The organism is Flavobacterium daemonense (assembly GCF_007341385.1).
Taxonomy (GTDB): domain Bacteria; phylum Bacteroidota; class Bacteroidia; order Flavobacteriales; family Flavobacteriaceae; genus Flavobacterium; species Flavobacterium daemonense.
The window spans coordinates 181,322-206,486 of the sequence record NZ_VJYD01000009.1 but is presented as its reverse complement, the minus strand read 5'-3'; the positions used below and the strand labels follow the sequence as shown (position 1 = coordinate 206,486).

Below are 25,165 nucleotides of genomic sequence, written 5' to 3'. Positions count from 1 at the left end.
ATTTAGAAGCTATTCCAGCTTTCCGCTTCAAGTCCTCATAAAAAAAGCAAAGTTTCTAATGTTTTAAAAAGAGCTTCCGTTGGTCGCTTTTTTAAAACAAGAAACTTTTGCATTTTTTACTCCGGGCTTTTCGCTTCAATCTGGGCTAGGAGGATTGGTTTTAAAAGAACAATTCTCGGTCATAATCCTTTAAAAGTTACACCTATATATATAATAGGTAGGATTACAGATAAATCTGCAATTTTGTGAAACATAATATTAAAATAACTCAAAAATTCATTCATAAGGTTAATATTTAAAAAAAATAAATACTTTTGTTGCAGAAAATAAGAGCAATGGCAAAGAATTTAGTAATAGTGGAGTCACCTGCAAAGGCGAAAACGATCGAGAAATTTCTTGGGAACGATTTTCAGGTGGAGTCAAGTTATGGTCACATAGCCGACTTACCATCAAAGGAAATAGGAGTAGATGTAGAGAATGGTTTTAAACCTAAATATGAAGTTTCTCCGGATAAAAAAGCCTTGGTAAGCAAACTGAAGACACTATCTAAAAATGCCGAAATGGTTTGGTTGGCATCCGATGAGGACCGCGAGGGAGAGGCTATTTCTTGGCACTTGGCGGAAGAACTGAAACTGGATAATAAAAAAACAAAACGTATTGTTTTTCACGAGATTACAAAATCTGCGATTCTTAAAGCAATCGATAATCCTAGAGAAATTGATTATAATTTAGTTAATGCACAACAGGCGAGACGTGTTCTGGATCGTTTGGTGGGTTACGAATTATCTCCGGTTTTATGGAGAAAAATCAAAGGCGGACTTTCTGCTGGTCGTGTACAATCTGTTTCAGTACGTTTGATTGTTGAAAGAGAACGCGAAATCCAAAACTTTACTGCAGTAGCAACCTATTCAATTGTTGCCGAGTTTGTAAACGAAGCCGGAAAAGCTTTCAAGGCAAAACTGCCGAAAAACTTCAATACTAAAAAAGAAGCCGAAGATTTCTTGAACAAGAACATCGGTTCAAAATATAAGGTAGCCGATTTAGAAACTAAACCTACCAAAAAATCACCAACAGCACCGTTTACAACTTCTACGCTTCAACAGGAAGCTGCAAGAAAATTGTATTTACCAGTTGGAATCACAATGCAGTTAGCACAGCGTTTATACGAAGCCGGACTTATTACCTATATGAGAACCGATTCGGTGAATCTTTCTAAAGAAGCAATGGACGCCGCTGAAGCTGAAATTATAAAATCATACGGAAAAGAATTCTCGAAACCGAGAACTTTTTCTAACAAAAGCAAAGGAGCACAAGAAGCGCACGAAGCAATTCGTCCGACAGATATGTCGCGCCATAGCGTAAACATCGATCGTGATCAGGCTCGTTTATACGATTTGATCTGGAAAAGAACTTTAGCTTCGCAAATGAGCGACGCACAGTTAGAAAGAACAAACGTAAAAATTGAGGCAGATAACCACAGCGAAATTTTTACAGCTTCTGGAGAAGTATTGCTTTTTGAAGGTTTCCTAAAAGTTTATTTGGAAGGTCATGATGATGACGAGGAAGAGCAAGAAGGAATGTTGCCGGCTTTAAAAGTAAACGAAAAGCTGATAAATAACTATGTTACGGCTACAGAACGATATTCAAGACCACCGGCACGTTATACAGAGGCTTCTTTGGTGAAAAAATTAGAAGAACTTGGAATTGGACGTCCGTCAACTTATGCGCCTACTATTTCAACTATCATCAATAGAAATTATGTTGAAAAAGGAACGCTTGAAGGCCACGAGCGTAATTATACACAGCTTACTTTACAAGACAATAAAGTTGCTGAGAAAGTCTTAAAAGAAAATACAGGTTCTGATAAAGGGAAATTAGTTCCAACAGATATTGGGACAATCGTTACTGATTTCTTAGTTAAAAACTTCGGAAATATTCTTGATTATAATTTTACTGCAAAAGTAGAGCAGGATTTCGACGAAATTGCCGAGGGAAATATCGACTGGGCAAAAATGATGCAGGATTTTTACAATCAATTTCATCCAAATGTAAAGGAAGTTGAAGCAAATGCTGAACGTGAAAGCGGTGAAAGAATTCTTGGTAAAGATGCTGACGGAAGACAAGTTTCTGTTCGTTTAGGAAAATTTGGCCCAATGGCTCAAATTGGAGAAGCAGACGACGAAGATAAAAAGTTTGCCAGCTTAATGGCGGATCAAAATATTGGAAATATTACGCTTGAAGAAGCTTTGAATTTATTCTTGCTTCCAAAAAGTTTAGGTGAATATAAAGGCGAAGAAGTGGAAGTAAATAACGGGCGTTATGGTCCTTATGTGCGTCACGGAAGTGTTTTTATTTCATTGCCAAGAGGAGAAGATCCTTTAGGAGTTTCTAAAGAAAGAGCACAGGAATTAATTGACGAAAAAGCACTTGCTGACGCGCCAATTGCTGTGTATAAAGGAGAAGCTGTTCAAAAAGGTGTGGGGCGTTTTGGTCCGTTTATCAAATGGAATGGTCTTTTTGTGAATGTGAGCAAAAAATACAATTTTGATAATTTATCTCAGGCCGATGTTGAGGAATTGATTGAAGATAAATTGCAGAAAAACATTGACAAAGTGCTTCACAATTGGGAAGAAGAAGGAATTTTGGTTGAAAAAGCGCGCTGGGGACGATCTGTCATCACAAAAGGAAAAATCAAAATTGAACTAAGCAAAGATGTTGATGCGACGAAATTAACATTGCCTCAAGTTCAGGAAATGATTGCGGCTAAAACACCGGCCAAAAAGACTCCAGCCAAAAAAACAACAACAGCAAAGAAAGCTCCGGCTAAAAAAGCAGCAGCTAAAAAGAAATAATTTAAGCACAATAAATGGAATTTGATTTTCTAGAACCAGTTAACGACGGAATTGTAAATTTTATCAATTCGTTGTCTTCTCAAGAATTGGGTAGTAAAATAGTGTTGCATACTCATGATCAATTTCCAGATATTAGTAAAATAAATATTGCCATTGTTGGTGTTTTAGAAGACAGACGAAACATCAATATGGTAAATGAAGTTAATCTGACTTCAATCCGCAAGAAGCTTTATAGCATGTATCCAGGAAACTGGGACGCATCTATTGCTGATCTAGGCGATATCTTGGCTGGCGACTCTGTAGATGATACTTATTTCGCACTTAAAAAAGTTGTGGCTTCATTAATTAAGAATAAAGTCATTCCTATAGTCCTGGGAGGTTCGCAGGATTTGACTTATGCTTTATATCGTGCTTACGATGATCTTGAGCAAATGGTAAACTTGGTTTCAGTTGATAATCGATTTGATTTTGGCAAAGAAAATGAGTCTGTTTCGGCAAATTCATATCTTACGAAAATCATTATTGATGAGCCAAATAACCTATTCAACTATTGCAATATTGGCTATCAGACCTACTATAATAGTCAGGAAGAGATTGATTTGATCGAAAAATTGTTTTTTGATGCTTATCGATTAGGTGAGATTTCAAATAATATAGCATTGGCTGAACCAGTTTTTAGAGATGCTGATTTAGTTAGTATTGATTTGAATTCTGTAAAATCATCAGAATCGGGTAATTTGGTTTCGTTTGAGCCTAATGGTTTTAATGGAAAAGAGATATGCTCATTAGCTCGATATTCAGGAATCAGTGATAAAGTGTCGGCATTCGGTATCTTTAATCATAATAGTACAGTTCATGAAGCTGTTTTAATAGCGCAAATTGCATGGTATTTTATAGAAGGGTATCACTATCGTTCAAAAGAATATCCATTTGGAAGTAGAACAAATTATTTGAAGTACATTGTTCCTTTAGAAGATGAGGAGCTTATCTTTTACAAAAGTGATAAAACAGACCGTTGGTGGATCGAAATTCCATTTGTTTCTAACGGCAGCAATAAATTGAAAAGAAATACGTTATTACCGTGTTCTTATGACGAATATTTATGCGCTTGCAACCAAGAGTTGCCAGAAAGATGGTGGAAAGCACAGCGAAAAAATGCTTTGTAAAAGAAAAATTTAATGAAAATCTTAATTTTTTAGAATGTTAAAAAATTATTAAGTAATTATTAGTAAGAAATAGATTATAAATTATAAAATGTAATGTCTTACGTCGATTTTTTGTGCTAGTTTATCGATAAAATATTTTTTTTTTATTTTATTTAACATTATTTTTGAACGGTAAAATAAATTTCGCAACTAGTATTGTTTTTTAGATAAATAATAAATACGTTTACGAACTATAATAATGAATAGATAATCCCAAATTTATATGAAGAAGTTTATTGCATTTACAGCAATGTTAACACTGGTAATTGGCTGTGGTAAATCAGGTGACAAAGGTGAGTTAGTTGGTGTTACAGGAGGGAAATGGCATCCTGAAAAGCCATATGGTATGACCTTGGTTCCAGGTGGATCTTTTATTATGGGTAAATCAGATGCTGACTTAGCTAATGTAGAAGATGCTCCAACTAAAACAGTGACTGTACGTTCATTTTATATGGATGAAACGGAGATCACAAATAGTGAATATCGTCAGTTTGTAGAATGGGTAAAAGATTCTACAATGAGAGTTCGTTTAGCAATTTTAGCTGATGAAACTGGTCAAAAAGCTAGTCCTGACGGAAAAGGGAAAAAAGGTGGCAGTATTGCTGATTATGCATTCAATGATTCTGAGCCAGATAAAATGACGGCTTATGATAAATATATGTATGATAATTATTATAGTGTAGGAACTAAAGACGATCCTTATGCTGGTAGAAAACTAAACAAAAAAGTGAAGTTGATTAAAGATACAAAAGCGTATCCAGACGAGTATTATGCTGAGGTTATGGATTCTATGTATCTTCCAATTGAAGAATCATACAATGGTTTAAGAACTATTGACGTAAACAAATTGAAATTCCGTTATTCTTGGATGGATATTCAGGCAGCTGCAAAAGCTAAAGTTGGAAAAAGAAAAGATTTCGTAAAAACAGAACAAGTAAGCGTTTATCCTGATACTACGGTTTGGATTAAAGATTTCGCTTATTCATATAATGAGCCAATGCACAATGATTATTTTTGGCACAAAGCTTATGGAGATTATCCTGTAGTTGGTGTTACTTGGAAGCAAGCAAAAGCTTTCTGTGCTTGGAGAACTTTAAATAAAAACAGCTATATCAAATCTAAGAAAAAAGGACGTGATTTAGTAAACGCATTCAGATTACCTACAGAGGCTGAATGGGAGTATGCTGCAAGAGGAGGTCTGGAGTCTGCAACTTACCCTTGGGGAGGTCCTTATACTAAGAGTGATAGAGGTTGTTTCATGGCAAACTTTAAACCAAGTAGAGGAGATTATGCTGCAGATGAGGCTTTATATACAGTTGAGGCTAAATCTTATGAAGTAAACGGATATGGTTTATACAATATGGCAGGAAATGTTTCAGAGTGGACAGATTCAGCTTATAATCCAAATGCTTACGAATATGTTTCTACAATGAACCCTAACGTAATTGATGGAAACAACCAAAGAAAAGTGGTTCGCGGAGGATCTTGGAAAGATGTTGCTTACTTCCTACAAGTAAGTACTCGTGATCACGAATACGCTGATTCAGCAAGAAGTTATATTGGTTTCAGAACTGTACAAGATTACATGGGAACTCAAGTAACTGGAAGCAGCAAAAAAAAGTAATTTATAATTAAATTCAATAACCAACAAATCTATTTTAAAACCTAAAAAAAAGTATTATGGCATTATTAAGTAAAAAAGCAATGAATTTCGCTTATGGTATGGGAGCGGCAGTAGTAATTATTGGAGCATTATTCAAAATTACTCACTTTGAAATTGGACCGTTGACAGGAACTGTTATGCTTTCTGTTGGATTGGTGACAGAAGCGTTAATTTTTGCACTTTCTGCTTTCGAACCAGTTGAAGATGAGTTAGATTGGACTCTTGTTTACCCAGAATTAGCAAACGGACAAGCTAGAAAAAAAGAGGCTAAAGCTGAGGCTCCAACTGATGCTCAAGGTTTATTGTCTCAAAAATTAGATGCCATGTTAAAAGAAGCTAAAGTTGACGGTGAGTTAATGGCAAGCTTAGGAAATTCAATCAAAAACTTCGAAGGAGCTGCAAAAGCAATCTCTCCAACTGTAGATTCTATCGCAGGACAAAAGAAATATGCTGAAGAGATGTCTATGGCAGCTGCACAAATGGAATCATTAAACAGTTTATACAAAGTTCAATTAGAAAGTGCTTCAAGAAACGCACAAGCTAATAGCGAAATCGCTGAGAACGCAGCTAAATTAAAAGAGCAAATGCAATCTATGACTGCTAATATCGCTTCTTTAAACAGCGTTTACGGTGGTATGCTTTCTGCAATGAGTAACAAAGGATAATTAGTTTTTAACTATTATATTAAAATTATTAATAAGAACTAATTAGAAAAAAATGGCAGGAGGAAAATTAACCCCTAGACAGAAGATGATTAACCTGATGTATCTGGTTTTCATCGCAATGTTAGCAATGAACATGTCCAAAGAAGTTTTATCTGCTTTTGGATTAATGAATGAAAAATTTGAAAGCGCTAACACGTCTTCTGAAACATCAAATGCAGGTTTATTAACGTCGTTAGATCAAAAAGCTTCTGAAGCAAAAGGAGAATTTGCTGTTGCTGCGGTTACGGCACATAAAGTTGAAACAACATCAAAAGAATTTTATGCATACATCGGATCTTTGAAAGGTGATGTGTTAAAAGGTTTTGAAACAGATAAAGAGACTGGAAAATTACCTTACGAGTCTATGGACAAAGGTGATAATATCGACAACTGGTTTACTGGTGAAGGATACACTAAAAAAGGTAATGAAATCATTGCTCACATCGAAAAATATAAAGCAGACATGAAAGCTGCTTTGTCAGACAAAAAATATGCTGCAATTTTAGCTGAGGTTGAAAAGAAATTTGATGTTTCTGACGTAAAAAACAAAGAAGGTTTAAAAGACAAATATTTAGCTTACCACTTTAAAGGTTTCCCTGCGGTTGCTTCATTAGCTAAACTTTCAGCTTGGCAAAATGATGTTCAAAAAGCAGAAACTGATGTTTACAACAGTGCTTTAGGAAAAGCTGCGGTTGCTGCTGCATCTTATAGTAATTACCAAGCAATTGTAGTTTTAGATAAAAATGCTTACTTCCAAGGTGAAAAAGTTACTGGTAAGGTAGTTTTAGGTCGTTATGACGAAAATACTAAACCAACTTCTTTCCAAGGTCCTGGACAAATCGTAAACGGACAAGCTGTTATCTCATTAACTGCTGGAGGTGTTGGAGAGCAAAATATCAACGGACAATTTACTTTCTTGGAAGATGGAAAAAACATTCCTCTTAAATTCGCTGGAAAGTATGTTGTAGTTCCAAGACCAAACTCTGCTACAATTTCTGCAGATAAAATGAACGTAGTATATAGAGGTGTTGTTAACCCAATCTCTGTATCTTTCGCTGGTGTTGCTGACAATAAAGTGGTTGCTAGTGCTCCAGGATTAAGTTCAGCTGGTAAACCAGGTAAATATAACATGAGCCCAGGTGCAGGTACTGAAACGACTATTGCAGTTACAGGTACATTGCCAAACGGTGATAAAGTTTCAGATAAGAAAACATTCAGAATTAAAGGTATTCCTGGGCCAACAGGTACAATTAGAGGTGATTATGGTGTTGTTAAAGGGCCTAAATCTAATTTAGAAGTTGCGACTATTGGTGCGAAATTAATGGATTTTGATTTTGAAGTTGGTTTAGATGTTGTTGGATTTAACTTCAAAATTGCTGGACAGCCTACAGTTGTTGTTACTGGTAATAAATTAAATGCACAATGTAAACAAGTACTTGCAAGAGCTGGTAGAGGTGATCAAGTTACTATTTCTGAAATTAAAACTAAACTTGTTGGAGCTGGAAGTTATTTATTACCAAGAACTGCTCCAGTAATTTTCGAAATACAATAATAAATGTAGGTAAAACTACACTCAATATCTTATAATGATATCATGATGAAAGTAAGAAATTTTTTAATAGCTATTGTTTCTATCGCTGGAGGTTTTGCTTCTCACGCACAATCTAATTTGCTTAACGCGAAAACACCTGCTCAAATAGGACTTAAAACTCCTGCGCAACTTATCTCAGATAATGATAAGCCTTTAGCTTACGGTTATGTTGATGATAGAGATATTTTGATGGGAAAAACAACTTGGGAGATCATTGATTTGAATGAAAAAATCAATTTTCCATTATATTTTCCTATAGATACAGCTAACATTGGCCCTGATAGACGTTCTCTTTATGACGTTTTGACGAAAGCTATCAAAAAAGGTAAGATAACTGAAGTGTATACAGATAGTTATTTTAATACTAAAAAATCTATGAAAGACATCGAAGGATCATTATCTCGTATTGATACTACTGATGCTGGTAGAGAGCTTATCAACCAAAATCCTGACGACTATAAGACACGCGTTGTGAAGAAAAAAGTGGTTACTGGAACTGGTAAAAAGAAATCTGTTAGTTATGTTGATGAAACTGTGCCTCCTTCAAGAACTGTACCTGCAGAATATATCTTAAAACAAGATTTAACTGCTCAGGATGTTACACAGTACAAAATTAAAGGATATTGGTATTTTGACAAACGTCAAAGTGAATTGAAATATCGTTTGCTTGGAATTTGTCCTGTAACTCCAGACGTTTATACAATGAACAGTGATGAAAAGGATTATATTGAGTTGTTCTGGGTTTTCTTCCCAAATTCAAGAGAGGCTTTGCATGAAGCAAAAGCGTTCAACGATAATAACTCTGCATTGCCAATTTCATTCGATCAAATCTTAAACTCTAGACGTTTTAATGCTGTAGTTTACAAAGAAGAAAATCTTTACGGAGACAGAGCAATTAGCGACTATATGAAAGACAACGCTCAAAATCAGTTGTTAGAATCTGAGAGAGTAAAAGAGAAGATTCGTAACTTCGAACAAGATATGTGGAACTACTAAGTACCAGTATTACATTATAATAAAAACTCTTACTACCTTTGTAGTAAGAGTTTTTTTTTGGAAAGAACTTTTTGACGGTTAAGTAAATCAACATGATTTAATTTGGAAGAAAACACGCACACAATGTTTTGTATAATTTTTCGTTTAGTTTCTTATACTGTTTGTTATGAAGAAAGTAAGAAATTTTTTGATCGTTATGGTTTTTGTTGCTGGAAATATTGTTTCTAATGCACAACCTAATTTACTCAATGCTAAAACCGCTAGCGAAATTGGTATTAAGACACCCGCACAATTAATCTCTGATAATGATAAACCGTTAGCTTATGGCTATGTTGAAGACAGAGATATTTTGATGGGAAAAATGGTTTGGGAAATTATTGATTTGAATGAAAAAATCAACTTCCCTCTTTATTATCCTGTAGATACTGTAAATATTGGTCCTGACAGGCGTTCTCTTTATGATGTTTTGACAAAGGGAATAAGGACTGGCAGAATAACAGAAGTATACACAGACAGTTATTTCAATACCAAAAAGACAATGAAAGATATTGAAGCTTCCTTGTCTCGCGTTGATACAACTGATGCGGGAAGGGAACTTATCAATCAAAATCCAGATGATTATAAATCACGTGTCGTGAAGAAAAAAGTGGTCACTGGAACTGGCAAGAAGAAATCTGTAACGTATGTTGACGAGAATGTTGGGCCAACTAGAACGGTTCCTGCCGAATATATCTTAAAACAAGATTTAACTGCTCAGGATGTTTCTCAATATAAAATTAAAGGCTATTGGTATTTTGATAAGCGTGAGAGTGAATTGAAATATCGCTTAATTGGAATTTGTCCCGTCACGCCTGATGTCTATACTATGAACAGTGATGAAAAAGATTATATTGAATTGTTTTGGGTTTTCTTCCCCAATGCTCGGACGGTGCTGCATGAAGCAAAAGCTTTTAATGAAACCAATACCGCAGCAGCAATTTCGTTTGATCAAATCTTGAATTCGCGACGTTTTAATTCTATTATATATAAAGAAGAGAATGTTTATGGCGACCGAGAAATCAAGGATTATATTAAAGATAATGCGCAGAGTCAATTGTTGGAATCAGAAAGAGTAAAAGAGAAGATTCGCAACTTCGAAGAAGATATGTGGAATTACTAAGTTTCCTAACGAATTTATAAGACAAACTCTTACTATCTTTGTAGTAAGAGTTTTTTATTTTACCTATACACTGCACCAATGCTTGATTATTTAATTGTCGGATCTGGATTGGCCGGAATTTCTTTTGCCGAAGTAGCACTTAAGAACAATAAATCTATTTTGTTAATCGATAATAAATCGCAGCATTCATCGAGAGTGGCAGGTGGTCTATATAATCCTGTAATCTTAAAGCGTTTCAGTGAAGTTTGGAATGCGAAAGAACAATTGGCTTTAATGAATGATTTCTATGATAGAGTAGAGGAGAAATTGCAAGAAAAATTCAATTTTAAAATGCCTATTCTAAGAAAGTTTTTCTCAATCGAAGAGCAGAATAATTGGTTCGCAGCATCAGATAAAATAAACTTAGCGCCATTTTTATCTACTAAATTAATTACAAAGAAATACTCAAGTATTGATTCTCCGCACGATTATGGAGAAGTATTGCATACAGGATATGTAAATACGGCGTTGTTGCTTGATAAATACCAAGAATATTTACGTGAAAACAATTTACTTCTCGAAGAAGATTTTAATATTGAGGATATTCGATTTTTAGAAACTGGGATTCAGTACAAAAATATTCAAGCACGACATATTATTTTTGCGGAAGGTTTTGGAATGCACAAAAATCCGTTTTTTAATTATTTGCCTTTGGATGGAACAAAAGGTGAATTGTTTATTATAAAAGCACCCGATTTAAACTTGGATCTAATCGTAAATACAAGTGTTTTTATTTTGCCAATGGGCGAAAATTTGTTCAAAGTCGGTGCAACCTACAATTGGCACGACAAAACCGATTTACCAACAGAAGAAGGCAAACAAGAACTTTTAGAGCGAATAAAAGAAATAATTACCTGCGATTTTGAAATTGTAAAACATTTTGCTGGCGTTCGTCCGACTGTTGCAGACAGAAGACCATTGCTAGGAACTCATGAAGTTCACAAATCGTTGCATATTCTTAACGGACTTGGGACTCGTGGGGTGATTCTAGGGCCCGCTTTGGCATTGGCTTTATATGATCACATTGAGAACCAAATTCCGTTGCCACAAGAAGCCGACATCAAGCGATTTCATAAAAGATATTTGAAAAGTATTATTTCTGACCAGCCTTCGGATCGTAAGAAATAAACATATTGATGTATAAATTGCGGGAAAGCCTTAAAACAAACGGAAATAAAAGAATCAAAGTAATTACAATTGCAATAAATGATTGTTCGATAGTGGTTCCAAAAAATACAAACGAAACAATAAAAGCAGCTATTCCGACAGCTACATTAAGTCCGTAACTCACATACATTGCACCATAAAAAAAGGAAGGTTCAATTTGATATTTTAGACCACAGTGACCGCAGTTTTCATTCATTTTCAAAACTTTTGTCAAATGAAGCGGATTCTTGTCTTGATACATGCTTTCCTTTTGACATCTTGGACAGCTTCCAGTAAAAATACTGTTTATTTTAGACCCTTTTTTAAACATTTTTTGTGTAGTTTTTAATGCTGAAATCAAATAAATTGATTTTTAATAGAGCAGTGTAATTATAGGACTTCTTTTGCAAATATAAGATTTTACGGTTGAAAAGATGTAGGTCATTCTTTTAAAATAATGCCAATAGATTTTTAAACTGTTTTTCTTTGGCGAAAGCCAAAATAATTGAAATTCAGAAATATTGGTTAAGGAATTCTTTCAGTCCTAAAACTTCCAATTAAAAGTTATACTTTTGCACTTTCAAAATTGTAAACGGCAATGAGCCAGTTTGCAATGTTTTTAATTTCTAGATTTTTCAGCAAAACATTATGCTTAATATACACAATCTTTCAGTTTCTTTTGGTGGAACATATTTATTTGAAGAAGTTACTTTTCGTTTAGGCGCCGGCGACCGCGTAGGTCTTGTTGGTAAAAACGGAGCGGGTAAATCGACAATGCTTAAAATGCTGGCAGGAGATTTTAAACCAGATTCTGGAGTAATTTCTCAGGAAAAAGACATCAAAATGGGCTTTTTGCGTCAGGATATTGATTTTGAACAAGGAAGAACTGTTTTAGAAGAAGCGTATGAAGCTTTTACTGAAATTAAGATTGTTGAGAAAAAACTGGAAGAAATCAATCATCAATTGGTTACCAGAACCGATTATGAGAGTGAAGAATACGGACAAATTATCGAAGATTTATCTGATTATACACATCGTTTTGATCTTCTTGGAGGTTATAATTATGTAGGAGATACAGAAAAAATTCTTTTAGGTCTTGGTTTCAAAAGAGAAGTTTTCAATAATCAGACAGAAACATTTTCTGGCGGATGGAGAATGCGTATCGAATTAGCAAAACTTTTATTGCAGTCAAATGATGTTTTGCTTCTGGATGAGCCAACCAACCACTTAGATATCGAAAGTATCATTTGGTTAGAGAATTTCCTTCGCAATTATCCAGGCGTTGTCGTGATTGTTTCGCACGATAAAATGTTTTTGGACAATGTAACCAATAGAACTATCGAAATTTCGTTAGGGAAAGCATACGATTTCAATAAGCCTTATTCTCAATACTTAGAATTGCGTCATGAAATTCGTGAGAAGCAATTAGCTACGCAAAAGAATCAGCAGAAAAAGATTGAAGAAACTGAAAAATTAATCGAGAAATTCCGTGCAAAAGCTTCAAAAGCTTCAATGGCGCAATCGTTGATTAAAAAATTAGACAAAGTTGAAAGAATTGAAGTTGATGAAGATGACAATTCAGTTATGAATATATCATTTCCAGTTTCAAAAGAGCCAGGAAAAGTGGTTATCGAAGCCGAAAACGTAACAAAAGCTTACGGAGACAAAACGATTTTAAAAGATATTAGTTTACTTGTTGAACGAGGAAGTAAAATTGCTTTTGTGGGTCAAAACGGGCAAGGAAAATCGACATTTATCAAAGCATTGGTAAATGAGTTTGAATACGAAGGAAATATCAAATTAGGACACAATGTTCAATTAGGATATTTTGCTCAAAATCAAGCCGAATATTTAGACGGAGAAATCACTTTGCTGCAAACTATGGAAGACGCGGCAACAGATACAAACCGAATGAAAGTGCGTGATATGCTGGGGTCATTTTTGTTCCGTGGTGATGATGTGGAGAAAAAAGTAAAAGTACTTTCTGGAGGTGAGCGTAACCGTTTGGCATTGTGTAAATTGTTGTTGCAACCAATAAACGTTTTGCTGATGGATGAGCCTACGAATCACTTAGATATCAAATCTAAAAACGTTTTGAAAGCAGCACTTCAAAAATTTGGCGGTACTTTATTATTGGTTTCTCACGACAGGGATTTTCTTCAAGGAATGTCAAATATTGTATACGAATTCAAAGATCAAAAAATCAAAGAATATTTAGGAGATATTAATTTCTTCTTAGAACAGCGCAATCTTGAAAATATGCGCGAAGTAGAGAAAAAAGACGTTGTAAAAACAGCAGCGCCAAAGGAAAACTCAAAAGTATCCTACGAAGATCAGAAAAAAGGAAAATCGCTTCAAAATCGATTAAGCAAAATTGAAAGTCAGATTCAGCAATTAGAAAAAGACATTCAGCACGACGATAAAATGCTCGAAACAAATTACGATAAACATATCGAAGACGCATCATTTTTTACTGCTTACAACAAAAAGAAAGATGTTCTTGAACAATTGCTTATAGACTGGGAAATTGTTCAAGAAGAGATTGATAGCTTTAATGCTTAGTTTTTTTGTTTCAGGTTTCAAGTTTCAAGTTTCAAGTTGCAATCTTGACGAGTAAATTTAACCGCAAAGCAAGCAAAGGATTACGCAAGGTTCGCAAAGTTTTTTTACAAAGCTTTACGAACTTTGCGTTTTATAAAACCTAACAGATCAAAAAACTTTGCGTGTTTTGCGGTTAAATATTCATTCAGTTCAAAACGTGAAACGTGAAACGTGAAACCTGAAACAAAAACCTAAATAATCCCAATAGATTTAGAATGCTCAATCGCTTTGCTGCTTTCTTTAAAATAGCAAGCAGCAACATCAAGCGACTCTAAATTCTTCATGATTTTTTTGACTTCGTCCTTTGGGGTTTTTCCAGTTTGGCGAATATAAACGGCAATTACCGTGACTGGAAATATTTTGCATATTTGCTCATATAAAAAGGGGTCATGCTGTGAATCATCGCCTAATAGGATATATTTCAAGTTGGGATAAAACTCCAAAACATGTTTTATTTTTTCAAATTTATGATTGTGATTACCGCGTCCGCTCATGAAGAAATCGGTCATACCGCGTTTAATATCTTTTAGCAAAATTACCGCTCTTGGCAAATGATGTATTTTGGTAAACTGAACTATAAAACGATATAAATTCCACTCACTGCTTGAAATGTAAAAAAAGGCATTCACTTCCTCCTTATTTTTTCTACCGGCCGAACTCAGTGCTTGATAATGCGCCACGACATCTTTAAAAACTTTACGATCATTTACATTTTTAAAAAGCAAAATGTATATTTTTCTAAAAATATTATTGGTGTGAGAAATTAAAAAAGTGTCGTCAATATCTGAAATGATCCCTAGTTTTCCGGTGTGCGGACGTATGAAACTGCCTTTTGAAGTAATAATTTGTGAGTTGATTTTAATACTGACTTCATAATTCATCCATCCAAAGTGAGTTTCTTTTTCAAGCGGAATACAAAACTTAAAATGTCCGTCGTCTAATGTTTTAGTGTGAATTTCTTGGTTCCCATATTTTAGATAAACATCAAAATTTTCGATTGTTTTTATCCGAAATTGGTTGATTATCGAAGTGGCATTTTTTAAATTTTTCTTTTGAAAATCATATTCGTACGTTCTTTTAAAAACATGTCCCATTACAATTAATTCTTCTTCGTTGGCATAACCTCGATATAATTGTAAAATTGGTTTCATTTATTACGTATATTTATGTAACTGTAAATTACTTAATTTAATTGATTTTAAAGAGAAAATTTTGAAAAAGAACATCATATTTGTTGTAAATCCCATTTCTGGCGACCTTGATAAAAGTGAATTAATCGAGATTGTGGAAGAATTTGCAACTGTAAATCATATAGATCTGAAAGTATATGAAACGACGGGAAAAAATGATTTGGATAAAATCAAGTCGCTTTATAACGAATTTCAGCCTGAGCGAATTATTGTTGCCGGAGGCGACGGAACAATCAAAATGGTCGCCGAAGCAATGGAAGAATACGATATTATTATTGGTATTTTGCCAGCAGGATCGGCAAACGGTTTGTCTGTCGATTTGAATTTGCCAGCTGGAATAGAAGAGAATTTAAAAGTTGCGTTTTTGAATGATTATGTTGAAATCGACATGATTTGTATAAATGGCAAAAAAAGCATCCATTTGAGTGATTTGGGTTTGAATGCGAGTTTGGTAAAAAACTACGAACAAAGCGATGTGCGCGGTTTTTGGGGATATGCATTGCAGGCTTTTACCACTTTAACCGAATCTGAAGAGCCATTTACGGCTACAATTTCTGCCAATAATAAAACGGTAGAACATGCTGCTAGAATGATTGTTATTGCTAATTCTCAGAAATATGGAACTGGTGTAGTCATTAATCCAAATGGCGCGATGAACGATGGGAAATTTGAATTGGTAATTTTAAAAAGCCTAGATTTATTGCTTATCGGGAAAATTATTACTGGAAATATGCCAATTGATTCTGATGACGTTGTAATTATTTCGACAGATAAAGCAACGATTAAAACCGATTATCCGGTTAATTTTCAAATTGATGGTGAATATTGTGGCGCACAAACCGATTTAGAAATTCACATTCTGCACAAACAAATGAAAATGGCGGTTCCGTAATAAAATTGATTTTGAATTGATTTTGAATTGATTTTGAATTGATTTTGAATTGATTTTGAATTGATTTTGAATTGATTTTGAAATTTGCCATTGCCATTGAAATTGTTATTTAAACGGATTCCGTTCCTGCCATTCTGTTTTTGGTTCCAAATACTGAAATAACTTTGCAATATTATGATTGATCAAAGCGTTGCTGTGCGTTATTAAACCGTACATTTTTAGTGGTTTTGCGCCCACAGAACTCTTGATTTCAAGTGCTGTTCTGGCAAATACAATGGAAGAAAAACCTTGATTTATTGAATACGCGATCATGTCGTATAACATATTGAGGTAAAGCATTTTTTCGCGTTGCAGATTTTCATCATAACCTAAAAAATACGTGTCCATTATAGTACCATTTTTAATCAAGGTGTTGAAACCAATAAGTTTTCCGTCTAAAAAATAACCATAAAACAAGAAGTTGTCTTTCATGATTTCTTTGAAAAAACTAAAATGGTTTCGAGCTAGAAAAAAGGTATTGAAAGGCGCATTTTTTGCCACATGAAAATACAAATCATAGATAACATCTTCATACTGTTTAATATCAGATAAAGACATTTTTTGTTTTACAATTCCTTCCGATTTTTTGCGGGCACGTTTGTACTGATCTCTGTATTTTTTGGATAAAGCATCAATATAATCTTGTTCGGTTTTCCAATTTTTATTGATTTCAAAAATCATATTGGGCTGCGTCGAGAACGTGTAATTTTTTTTGAATTCAGCTTGAAGCGGTTTTATTTCTTCTGAAGTAAAATCTTTTATACTGGTAATATGGACTTTTCTACCAGCAGCTTTTAAATCTTTTTTTAGTTGGTTTATGGCTTTGTGAAGCGTTTTGATAGCTTTTGGCAATTGAATATTTTTTGCAAAAGCAAAAGCATTTTGTCCTGTAAGCATATTGTTTCCAACAAACAAAACATGCGAAGCAAAATTCTTGAAAGCAAAATTTCGGACTGAAGTTTTTAAACACTGATCGCGTTCGCCAAAAGATTCCAGTTTTTCCGCAAATAGAAATTGAGTCAGGGCGATTCCTGAAAGTTTTTCTTCTTCAAAAATTCCAATAAAGTGACAAATCATATTTACTGGGCATGAATTTTCCAGTACTTCGAGATATTCCCGTGTCAAAAAGATGTTTTCAGCAGCCAGCGAATTCCATTCTGTAGGAAGTGAAGCCGTTCTATTGTAGATTTGAAAAGAATAAGTTGTATTCAAAAGTGTGCGCTAATTTCTTCAAAATTAGATAATATTTACAATAACTTGGTTTCTTTAAGTTATTATTAAGAAAAACCCGTTTGAGTTTTGATTTCAAACGGGTTTTGTAAATTTTGATTTATGCAAAAGCGCAGATGATACCACCCATTAACATTAGTGTCAACATCCAGAATCCTGCGTGAATAAAAATATATTTCCAAGATTTTCTTTCAAATAAGCCATTGATTCCAATAATAGGAAAAGCAAAAAATAAACCAGACATGAAACCATGAAGCGCTCCGTGTTTGAAGGTTCTGTATGATGTTCCATAATCGGCCATGAAGGCAGCAAATGATGGTTTTGCGTTTGCCAACATTGGAGGTCCGCCTACCATGCTTACTGCTCCAGTTTGATGAATGGTCAAAGCCATTAAAATAACAGTGATCATCAAAGAAAAAACATAAGTTAATCCGAAGATTTTTAACATGTTTCCGCTTCTAAGTTGTTCTCTTGTGAAGTTGTTTTCGTTCATCCATATTGTTCCAAATACCTTTGGATGATACCAAATGAAACCGGTAAGTAATGTCGTAACAGCAGCTAAAAACAGTGCGATAAAGTTAATTTCCATAATATGAGGTTTTTATGTTAGGTGAGTCAAATTTAATCAAAAAAACGCTCATTTAACATTTATATTAAAAGTAGTATTTTAGCTACTAAATATTTACTTGTTAACAGTTTATCGACATTTAGTGCATTATATCTATAGAATTCCTACTTTTACGCTCGTAACAAACCCCAAATCTGTTATGAAAAGCTTAATTACTTTTTTTTTAGTATTTGCTTTTTCTCTGAATTCTTTTGCAGATACTGTTTCAGACAAAGAGAAAGAGGCATTGATAAAGTTGTATCATGCAACAAATGGTTCTCAATGGAAGATCAAGTGGGATTTATCCCTTTCGGTATCAACCTGGTATGGAGTCCGTGCTGAAAATGGAAAAGTAATTGGCCTCGATTTATCAAATAATAATCTGCAAGGCGAATTGCCTTCAGAGTTTTTTGATTTGGTAAATTTAGTTGAAGTGAATTTTCAGAAGAATAAACTCGAAGGAAATTTGCCAAATAACATCCAAAACCTAAAAGAACTTGAAGTTTTAAATGTTTCTGAAAATAAGTTTTCTGGAACAATTCCGGCAGGAATCTGCGAATTAAATAAACTGAAAGATCTGGAGCTCTTTAAAAATCAAATATCGGGTGAATTGCCTGCTGATCTCGGAAAATTAAGCCGATTGGAAATTCTGTCGCTTTTTAATAATGAAATGGAAGGCGCATTGCCAAGTTCAATTTACAAGATTTCGACCTTGAAAATATTGCTTTTAAACAGCAATAAATTTTCAGGAAGCCTGAGCAAGGAAATTGTGAATTTTGGAGCTTTGCAGAATTTGAGCTTATTTGATAATGGTTTTGACGGAGAAATTCCGGAAGGACTTGGAAAGCTTCACAATCTTTCTGAAATGAATCTTTCTTATAATAAATTTAAAGGAGGAGTTTCAAGAAAAATGGCGTTGTTAGACGCTTTAAATATGACAATGTTTGATGAAAATGGGAATCCGTTTTTGTTAGAGATAAATGCTGAAAGACAAAAAAATATTACCGAAAATTAATCGTGCTTATGGAATGAATTTTACTCGTGAAAAAAAGTTGATTAAATATATTTAGTTAATTGCCGAAACCGTAACTCGTTACGGTTTTTTTATGCTCCTACTTTTTTTCGATTTATTGTTTATTTTTGTCTAAATATTTTTGAAAATCTTTGTTTTTTTTCTTTAACTTTAAAATTAGATTCGGTCTTTTGGTTAAAGTCGGAGAGAGAAAGTAATTAACCTTTTAATGTTAGAATTATGATACTTAAATATCAAGGCGAAGAATACGGAAAGCCAACAACATTTACATTGAGAATTATTGGAAATAATTTATCAAAAAGCAGTTCAAATTATCAAATTGATCTTTTGGTAGGAGATAAAAAACTGCCGACTTTTACAACTGAAATTCATCAAAGTCTTTCAAATTGTTTAAAAGAAATTTATTTGTTCAGAAAACATCACGGAATCACATTTGATGCATCTTCAGAGAAAATAGTTTCGCTTTACGTTCCTTACGACAGAGTTTTATTCAATTACAATAAATATGCTTTGTTCAGAGCATAAGTTTTGAGATAAATAAAAATATAAAGACCGTTCGATTTGAACGGTCTTTTTTGTTTTGATAATTATTTTGGTTGTTTGTTTGATTTCTTCCTTTTCATTGTTTCCAAAATCAGAAATATTTTTTTTAAATCTGCAGTAGAATTTGCATTTGCAAAGGCATGAATGTAGTGATTCCAGCCTTCATTGCTTCCGCTCTCAACGATTGACTGAATAGAATATTTGCCGTTGCAGTTATAGACAGTCCAATCTGTATCTTTATTTAAGATATTGCTTTTTCTTTTTTCAGTTTTACAGCTGTCGCTAGATGCTTCGAACAGACTAGGATAATTACCAAAATAAAAACCGCCTGAAAAGCTAGCAGTATCTGTTGTATCAATAGGAAAGAAATAATAAACAGAAAAATCTGGACCTCTGTTTTCCTTAATTGTATATTTTTTCGGGATAGAAATATAATAATTGGTTTCTCCAATTTGTTTCTCTGTTAATTCCTTTAAATAAGGATTTTGCGGAATAGACTTTGTTTTTCTATCTGAACATCCTAAAATAGTTAAGATTAAAAAGACAGAAAGAAATAGAGTTTTCAGATTTGAGTTCATATTTTATTTAAATAGTAGTTAGCAAATTTATTTCCCAATAGCATATATAATTCCGCCAAGCAAGTGCTGCGTAAAGAGCGGATCGCTGTAGCTTTCCGGGCTGTGTCCTAACGCGGTATAAAACGCTCTACCGCCATCATAGTCATGATACCAAGCCAAAGGATGATTATTGCCATGTTTGCCTCCTTTATACGAAGATTCGTCAATTTTTATGAGCACGTGTACGTCAGGATTTAGATATTTAAAATTGTACCATTCGTCTTTTCGTTCCCAAATTTCAGGAAGATGTTTTGTAGCTGGATGTTCATGATCAACAACAATAAGTTTTGCATTTTGTGGCTCAGGATGTCCTTCAAAAATGCCACCGATCATTTGTGTGTACCAATTCCAATCAGGTTCACAATTTGTTGCCGAATGAATGCCAACAAAACCATTTCCTTTTTCTATAAACTTCTGTAAAGCTAATTTCTGATTTTCGCCTAAAACATTGCCAGAAGCGCTCAAAAATATAACAGCTTTGTACTGCTTTAAGTTTTTCGAATTAATGGCAAGAGAATCTTCGGTAGCATCAACGAGGAAATTATTTTCTTGTCCAAGTTTTTTTATTACTGTGATTCCAGCACTTATGCTTTCATGTCTGAAGCCGTTGGTTTTAGAAAAAATCAGCACTTTTTTGATTTTAGCTGAAGTGATTTCTTCCGTATTTTTTGAATGAAATGAAACCAGAAAGAAACTCGACACTAGAATAAAGACAAATAAAAATGATTTTTTTATTGAAAATAGTTGGTTCATTTTTGAAAATTTTATTTTAGGAAGATAGAAAAAAATCTTTTTTAAAGGTGTTTGTTTTTAAGTCTATTTTCTAAACCTTATTGCGCGACATCGCGTTGAATAAATGTTCGATGATTGTTTGATAGTAGTTTGAAATAAAAATGATGTTTATAGAATATAATGAAGAGCTTCATGTTGATAATAAATTTAAAAAGCCTTTTTTTAAAACTACTTTTTTATTGTATGTTTGAGATGAAAATTAATTTAATTTTAAACAATAAAATAAAATGATGAAAAAGGGAATATTGTCTTTTTTGATAACTATACTTATAATTACAATTTGCTCTGCGCAAAATTGCCTACCATCAGGTATAACATTCACTAATCAGAATCAAATTGACAATTTTTCAAAAAATTATCCCGGTTGTACTAATATTGGCGGAGATGTATTAATACAAAATGTTTCCAATCTTTCTGGTTTGTCACAAATAAAATCAATTTCAGGAAGCCTTACTCTTAAATTTATATCAAAAGATTTTAACGGATTGCATAACTTGGTTTCTGTAGCCGGTGATTTGACAATCAGCGGTAATTCAATGGTGATTGATTTAAAAGGACTTAGCAGTTTAAATTCCATTGGTGGAAATTTTATTATTGAAAATAATAATGTGTTAAATAATGTTGATGGACTTGAAAAACTTACTGCCATTGGTGGTGATTTTAAAATAAGCAGTAATAGTGAACTAATTAATGTTAATGGTGTTAAAAATTTAGCAAATTTTGGAAAAGATTTGATTATTTACGGAAATAACAAGCTTACAACATTAAGTGGATTAATAAATGTTACTGAAATCACTAATGATCTGGTAATTGATGGAAATCCACTTTTGTCGTCATTAGATGGTTTAAATAATTTGAAGAGTGTAAAAAGAGATTTGAAAATTACATCAAATAATGGTTTGAAAAATTTTCAAGGTCTAGGCGCTTTATTGACAACAGGTCGATTTTTTGATGTAGAGAAGAATAGTAATCTTACTAGTTTCAGTGGTTTAGAAAATCTTAATACGATTTATAGATTGTTCGTAGTGGATAATGATAATCTAATTAATCTTAAAGGATTGGATAATCTTAAAACTATAAAAGAAAATTTAACCTTATTTGGAAATGATAAATTCCTTTCTTTAAGTGGTTTAGAAAACCTTTCCTCTGTTGATGGAATGTTGCAAATAAAAGCTTGTGATGAATTAAAAAATTTAAATGGATTAACTGGTTTAGTTAAAGTTGGAGTTGCATTCGAAATATCAGATAATTTAAATATGGTGAATTTGCAAGGTGTTAATAATTTAGTTTCGATTGGAAATCTCTACGTATCTGGATGTAGAAATCTTCAAAATTTAGTTGGTTTAGAAAGTATAAAAAACATGAATAATAGCCCGTTGACGGTCAGTTATTGTGACAATTTAACTAGTTTGAAAGGTATTGAAAATATTGACCATAAGACAATTGGTTACGTCACTATTGAGTTAAATGCTTTATTGTCATCTTGTGCCGTTACAAGCATATGCAATTATCTTGCAAATATTGAGTCAAGCGCCGCGATTCGTTCAAACACCACAGATTGTAATAATAGAGATGAAGTGGTTTCTAAATGCGGTGTTCTTTCTGTTGATGAGAATCATATTTCAGCATCTACCTCTTTTTATCCTAATCCAACAAATGGTAAAATAAATATCAATGTGCAATCTGAATGCAAAATGTCTATCTATAATGTTATGGGAGATCAAATAAAAGGGCTAAAGCTGAAAACAGGATTGAATGAAATAAATGTTGATTTTTTGCCTTCTGGAGTTTATTTTTTCAAGGCTGAAAAAGAAAATGCATTCAGAGTAATAAAAAATTAGCAACCAATTGAACCAAGACCAAAATGAAAAATGTCTCAAAATTACTTTTGATTTCTATTCTATTAACGACAATTGGCTGTAAAAATGAAGTGCAAAATGATACTCCTGTTGTTGTAGAAAATGGTGCTTCAGCAGAAATTTCGGTTGTTGCCGAACCAAAAGCGACGCCAAAATCATTAAATAAAATTACTGCTGCAGAAGCTTTTGAATTAAAGCCAAGTGAAATCTATGGTAAAGATTCTCTTCCAAAAAGTAAAGAAGTGTATGCAGTTATTGTCGATTGGGCTTTAAATAATAATAAAACTTCAATTGTTGCTTTTAAATCTGGTGAGGCCAGCTTTCTTTTAAATGATATGGATATGCAATTTGAAAAGAATCCGCAGTCTTTTAATTCTCTTTCAATTTCTTTGATAGAAAAAGCTGAAAAAGTATTGCCTTCATTTACACCTGCAACCGAAAGAACTGCACCAGAACAGAACCAAATGAAAATATATGTTTTAACCGGAGGGGGGAAATATTTGTACGAAAACAAAATCACTGAATTTAAGAAAGACAAAGAGATTCATGATGTTTTTGAAACGGCTTCAAAACTTTTGCTGGAATCTAGAAAAGCGTTGTAATTCTGCTCTCAAAATGATCAAATAAAAAACTGCGTAATTCCGAAAAATTTCGAAACTGCGCAGTTTTTTGTTTTTTAGAAATTCAGAATTATATTTTTAAACTGTTCAACAAATCAATAAGTTTAGGATCAGATGGTTTTGGTGCGCGTGCATTGACAATTTTGCCACTAGGATCAATAAGGATAAACGTTGGGATTTCATAAATGCCATAGTCTTTTATGAATTTTGATTTCATTTCATTATCAGCCAATAACTGAATTCCGCTTAGTTGTTTCTCTGTAACAAACTTGCTCCATTTTGAATGATCTTTTATTGCATCTAAAGAAATAGCAACGAATTCAATATTCTTCTCTTTATACTGTTCCTCCACTTTCTGAAGAAATGGAAACTGTTCGCGACAAGGGCCACACCAAGTTGCCCAAAGATCGATGTAGATATATTTTCCTTTTAAATCTTCTAAACTGGTTTTTCCTCCTTTATGATTTTCATAATCAAATTTTGGAGACAGATTGCCAGGTTGTATTGCATTTGTTGCGTTGTAATTAGCCGTCAGTGTTTGTTTGATAATTGGATCGTTTGTTATAGATAAGTATTCCTGATATGTTTTTTCAAAATCAGGATTTTCCATATTAACATCGTTTGTTGAATTTTCGATTAAATGATTTTTTAGGCTCTGGCTTTTTAAAGATTTAATTTCGGTCATTCTATCTTTAGCCGGTTGAGAGCCGTCTCCGTTTATGTTTGCATAGAATTTGTATAGTGCAAGTTCTTGATATTCATTTGAAAATAAAAACTCAGATTCATTATCAAAATCGATTGTCTCATCAAGTTTTGGATATATTTTAGAAACTTCAAAACCATTTAGCTTAGCATAAAAATTATGGAGGTTTTTATAATAAAGCAAATGTTTCTGTTCTAGATAATGAATACTTCTGGCTTCTTTTGTTTTGAAATCGGCATCAGTGAATTTTGTTTTGAGGTACAACGTGTTGACTGAAGTTTTTATCTCTTGAAGTTTTTTCAAGAATTCATTTTCATCAAGTTTATAAAGTTCTTCGCTTGGAATTACCAAAGTTATAAGCTGTTTTTTGGCAAGATATTGATTCTCTATACTTCCTTTATCTGTGAATTTTAAAGTTGGAGCTAAGTTCGCGTCATCAGCTGCTATTATTAATTTAGAGTCTTTGGTTAAATATAAAGGGATGCTGTTTTTGCCAGTTTCAATTTTATAAATGCCATCATAACCTAATTTTAGATTTTCCGAAAAACTGCCGTCTGGTTTTAGTTTGATTTCTTTATTGACTAATTCTCCTTTAATTTTAATTATTCCATTTTCGGTATTCGTGATTTTACCTGAAATAATTATGGTTTCTTCAGAAGTTGTGAACGAATACAAAACTGCAATTAGTAATAAGAAACAGATTTTTTTCATTTTTTGGTGGTTAAAGAGTTAGTTTTGGAAAAAATTATCTTGTTAAAAATAGGGATTATTATTTAAGAATGAATTTATGAATTGAGATTTTTTGGATTCTGAAGCTCCCGCACCGTGAAGAGTTCAACTGAGAAGCTGCGCAAATGTCTCTGACTTTGCGCAATTTTTTTTGTTTCTTAGAAAATGAAAGAGTCTCAAAAGTCTCTGACTTTTTATTGTCAGTTTTAATGCTGTTTTGATTTTTTTCTTTTCAATAAATTGCATTTAAGAAATTCAGTTTTAAAGTCGGAGACTTTATGGCTTTTTCGTTTTAAATTGCATATTTGTAAAATGGCGCAAAGTCGGAGACATTTGCGCAGCGAGGTATAACTTT

General features: G+C 33.3%; 21 protein-coding genes. 14 read left to right on the top strand and 7 right to left on the bottom strand.

Annotated elements, in window-relative coordinates:
* The first annotated feature begins 335 nt into the window (after positions 1-335).
* The 8 genes from topA (at position 336) to FND99_RS13350 (ending at position 11,337) form a co-directional block, all read left to right on the top strand.
* Positions 336-2,852 carry a type I DNA topoisomerase gene (gene topA / locus FND99_RS13385; protein WP_144338453.1) on the top strand — a complete coding sequence of 839 codons (2,517 nt, stop codon included), beginning with the start codon at positions 336-338 and terminating at the stop codon, positions 2,850-2,852.
* A gap of 14 nt (positions 2,853-2,866) precedes the next feature.
* Positions 2,867-4,018 carry a formimidoylglutamase gene (locus FND99_RS13380; RefSeq protein ID WP_144338452.1) on the top strand — a complete coding sequence of 384 codons (1,152 nt, stop codon included), beginning with the start codon at positions 2,867-2,869 and terminating at the stop codon, positions 4,016-4,018.
* 262 nt (positions 4,019-4,280) lie between these two features.
* The gene (gene porK / locus FND99_RS13375) at positions 4,281-5,681 is read left to right on the top strand and encodes a T9SS ring complex lipoprotein PorK/GldK (protein WP_144338451.1); all 1,401 of its coding nucleotides are present in this window, start codon (positions 4,281-4,283) and stop codon (positions 5,679-5,681) included.
* Positions 5,682-5,737: 56 nt separating this feature from the next.
* Complete coding sequence (gene porL, locus FND99_RS13370; RefSeq protein ID WP_144338450.1) at positions 5,738-6,385, top strand: type IX secretion system motor protein PorL/GldL; 648 nt, start codon at positions 5,738-5,740, stop codon at positions 6,383-6,385.
* Positions 6,386-6,437: 52 nt separating this feature from the next.
* Positions 6,438-7,976: a type IX secretion system motor protein PorM/GldM gene (porM, locus tag FND99_RS13365; RefSeq protein WP_144338449.1), complete on the top strand. Its 1,539-nt coding sequence runs from the start codon at positions 6,438-6,440 to the stop codon at positions 7,974-7,976.
* Between the two features lie 45 nt (positions 7,977-8,021).
* The gene (gene porN / locus FND99_RS13360) at positions 8,022-9,011 is read left to right on the top strand and encodes a type IX secretion system ring subunit PorN/GldN (protein WP_144338462.1); all 990 of its coding nucleotides are present in this window, start codon (positions 8,022-8,024) and stop codon (positions 9,009-9,011) included.
* 166 nt (positions 9,012-9,177) lie between these two features.
* Positions 9,178-10,170 (top strand): type IX secretion system ring subunit PorN/GldN, encoded by a 993-nt coding sequence (porN, locus tag FND99_RS13355; protein WP_144338448.1) that lies wholly within the window; start codon positions 9,178-9,180, stop codon positions 10,168-10,170.
* A gap of 78 nt (positions 10,171-10,248) precedes the next feature.
* On the top strand, positions 10,249-11,337 hold the full coding sequence (locus FND99_RS13350; protein WP_144338447.1) for an NAD(P)/FAD-dependent oxidoreductase: 1,089 nt from the start codon (positions 10,249-10,251) through the stop codon (positions 11,335-11,337).
* Here FND99_RS13350 and FND99_RS13345 read toward each other — a convergent pair.
* Positions 11,303-11,686 carry a DUF983 domain-containing protein gene (locus FND99_RS13345; protein ID WP_144338446.1) on the bottom strand — a complete coding sequence of 128 codons (384 nt, stop codon included), beginning with the start codon at positions 11,684-11,686 and terminating at the stop codon, positions 11,303-11,305. The two genes, FND99_RS13350 and FND99_RS13345, sit on opposite strands and share 35 nt — an antisense overlap.
* A 317-nt stretch (positions 11,687-12,003) precedes the next feature.
* Between FND99_RS13345 and FND99_RS13340 the strand changes: the two genes are divergently transcribed.
* Positions 12,004-13,917: an ABC-F family ATP-binding cassette domain-containing protein gene (locus FND99_RS13340; protein WP_144338445.1), complete on the top strand. Its 1,914-nt coding sequence runs from the start codon at positions 12,004-12,006 to the stop codon at positions 13,915-13,917.
* 230 nt (positions 13,918-14,147) lie between these two features.
* Here the strand turns inward: FND99_RS13340 and FND99_RS13335 are convergent, their stop codons facing one another.
* Positions 14,148-15,107, bottom strand: coding sequence for an App1 family protein (locus FND99_RS13335; protein ID WP_144338444.1), 960 nt, complete (start codon positions 15,105-15,107; stop codon positions 14,148-14,150).
* Between the two features lie 61 nt (positions 15,108-15,168).
* On the opposite strand from FND99_RS13335, the gene FND99_RS13330 reads away from it, so the two are divergent.
* Positions 15,169-16,038, top strand: a complete 870-nt coding sequence (locus FND99_RS13330) for a diacylglycerol/lipid kinase family protein (RefSeq protein ID WP_144338443.1) — start codon at positions 15,169-15,171, stop codon at positions 16,036-16,038.
* Positions 16,039-16,143: 105 nt separating this feature from the next.
* Here the strand turns inward: FND99_RS13330 and FND99_RS13325 are convergent, their stop codons facing one another.
* Complete coding sequence (locus FND99_RS13325; protein ID WP_144338442.1) at positions 16,144-17,289, bottom strand: peptidogalycan biosysnthesis protein; 1,146 nt, start codon at positions 17,287-17,289, stop codon at positions 16,144-16,146.
* A gap of 118 nt (positions 17,290-17,407) precedes the next feature.
* A complete protein-coding gene (locus tag FND99_RS13320) occupies positions 17,408-17,896 on the bottom strand; it encodes a DUF1761 domain-containing protein (RefSeq protein WP_144338441.1) in 489 nt (162 codons plus the stop codon).
* A gap of 178 nt (positions 17,897-18,074) precedes the next feature.
* Here FND99_RS13320 and FND99_RS13315 point away from each other — a divergent pair, with 178 nt between their 5' ends.
* Positions 18,075-18,929 (top strand): leucine-rich repeat domain-containing protein, encoded by an 855-nt coding sequence (locus tag FND99_RS13315; RefSeq protein ID WP_144338440.1) that lies wholly within the window; start codon positions 18,075-18,077, stop codon positions 18,927-18,929.
* Between the two features lie 237 nt (positions 18,930-19,166).
* Positions 19,167-19,472 (top strand): hypothetical protein, encoded by a 306-nt coding sequence (locus FND99_RS13310; RefSeq protein ID WP_144338439.1) that lies wholly within the window; start codon positions 19,167-19,169, stop codon positions 19,470-19,472.
* 62 nt (positions 19,473-19,534) lie between these two features.
* On the opposite strand, the gene FND99_RS13305 is transcribed toward FND99_RS13310, so the two are convergent.
* Complete coding sequence (locus tag FND99_RS13305; RefSeq protein ID WP_144338438.1) at positions 19,535-20,068, bottom strand: hypothetical protein; 534 nt, start codon at positions 20,066-20,068, stop codon at positions 19,535-19,537.
* A gap of 27 nt (positions 20,069-20,095) precedes the next feature.
* A complete protein-coding gene (locus FND99_RS13300) occupies positions 20,096-20,860 on the bottom strand; it encodes a ThuA domain-containing protein (RefSeq protein ID WP_144338437.1) in 765 nt (254 codons plus the stop codon).
* A gap of 266 nt (positions 20,861-21,126) precedes the next feature.
* On the opposite strand from FND99_RS13300, the gene FND99_RS13295 reads away from it, so the two are divergent.
* Together FND99_RS13295 and FND99_RS13290 are read left to right on the top strand one after the other, a co-directional pair.
* A complete protein-coding gene (locus tag FND99_RS13295; RefSeq protein WP_144338436.1) occupies positions 21,127-22,740 on the top strand; it encodes a T9SS type A sorting domain-containing protein in 1,614 nt (537 codons plus the stop codon).
* A 23-nt stretch (positions 22,741-22,763) separates the two neighbouring features.
* Positions 22,764-23,360, top strand: coding sequence for a hypothetical protein (locus FND99_RS13290; RefSeq protein WP_144338435.1), 597 nt, complete (start codon positions 22,764-22,766; stop codon positions 23,358-23,360).
* Between the two features lie 88 nt (positions 23,361-23,448).
* Here the strand turns inward: FND99_RS13290 and FND99_RS13285 are convergent, their stop codons facing one another.
* Positions 23,449-24,792, bottom strand: a complete 1,344-nt coding sequence (locus FND99_RS13285) for a TlpA family protein disulfide reductase (RefSeq protein WP_144338434.1) — start codon at positions 24,790-24,792, stop codon at positions 23,449-23,451.
* Between the last annotated feature and the right edge of the window lie 373 nt (positions 24,793-25,165).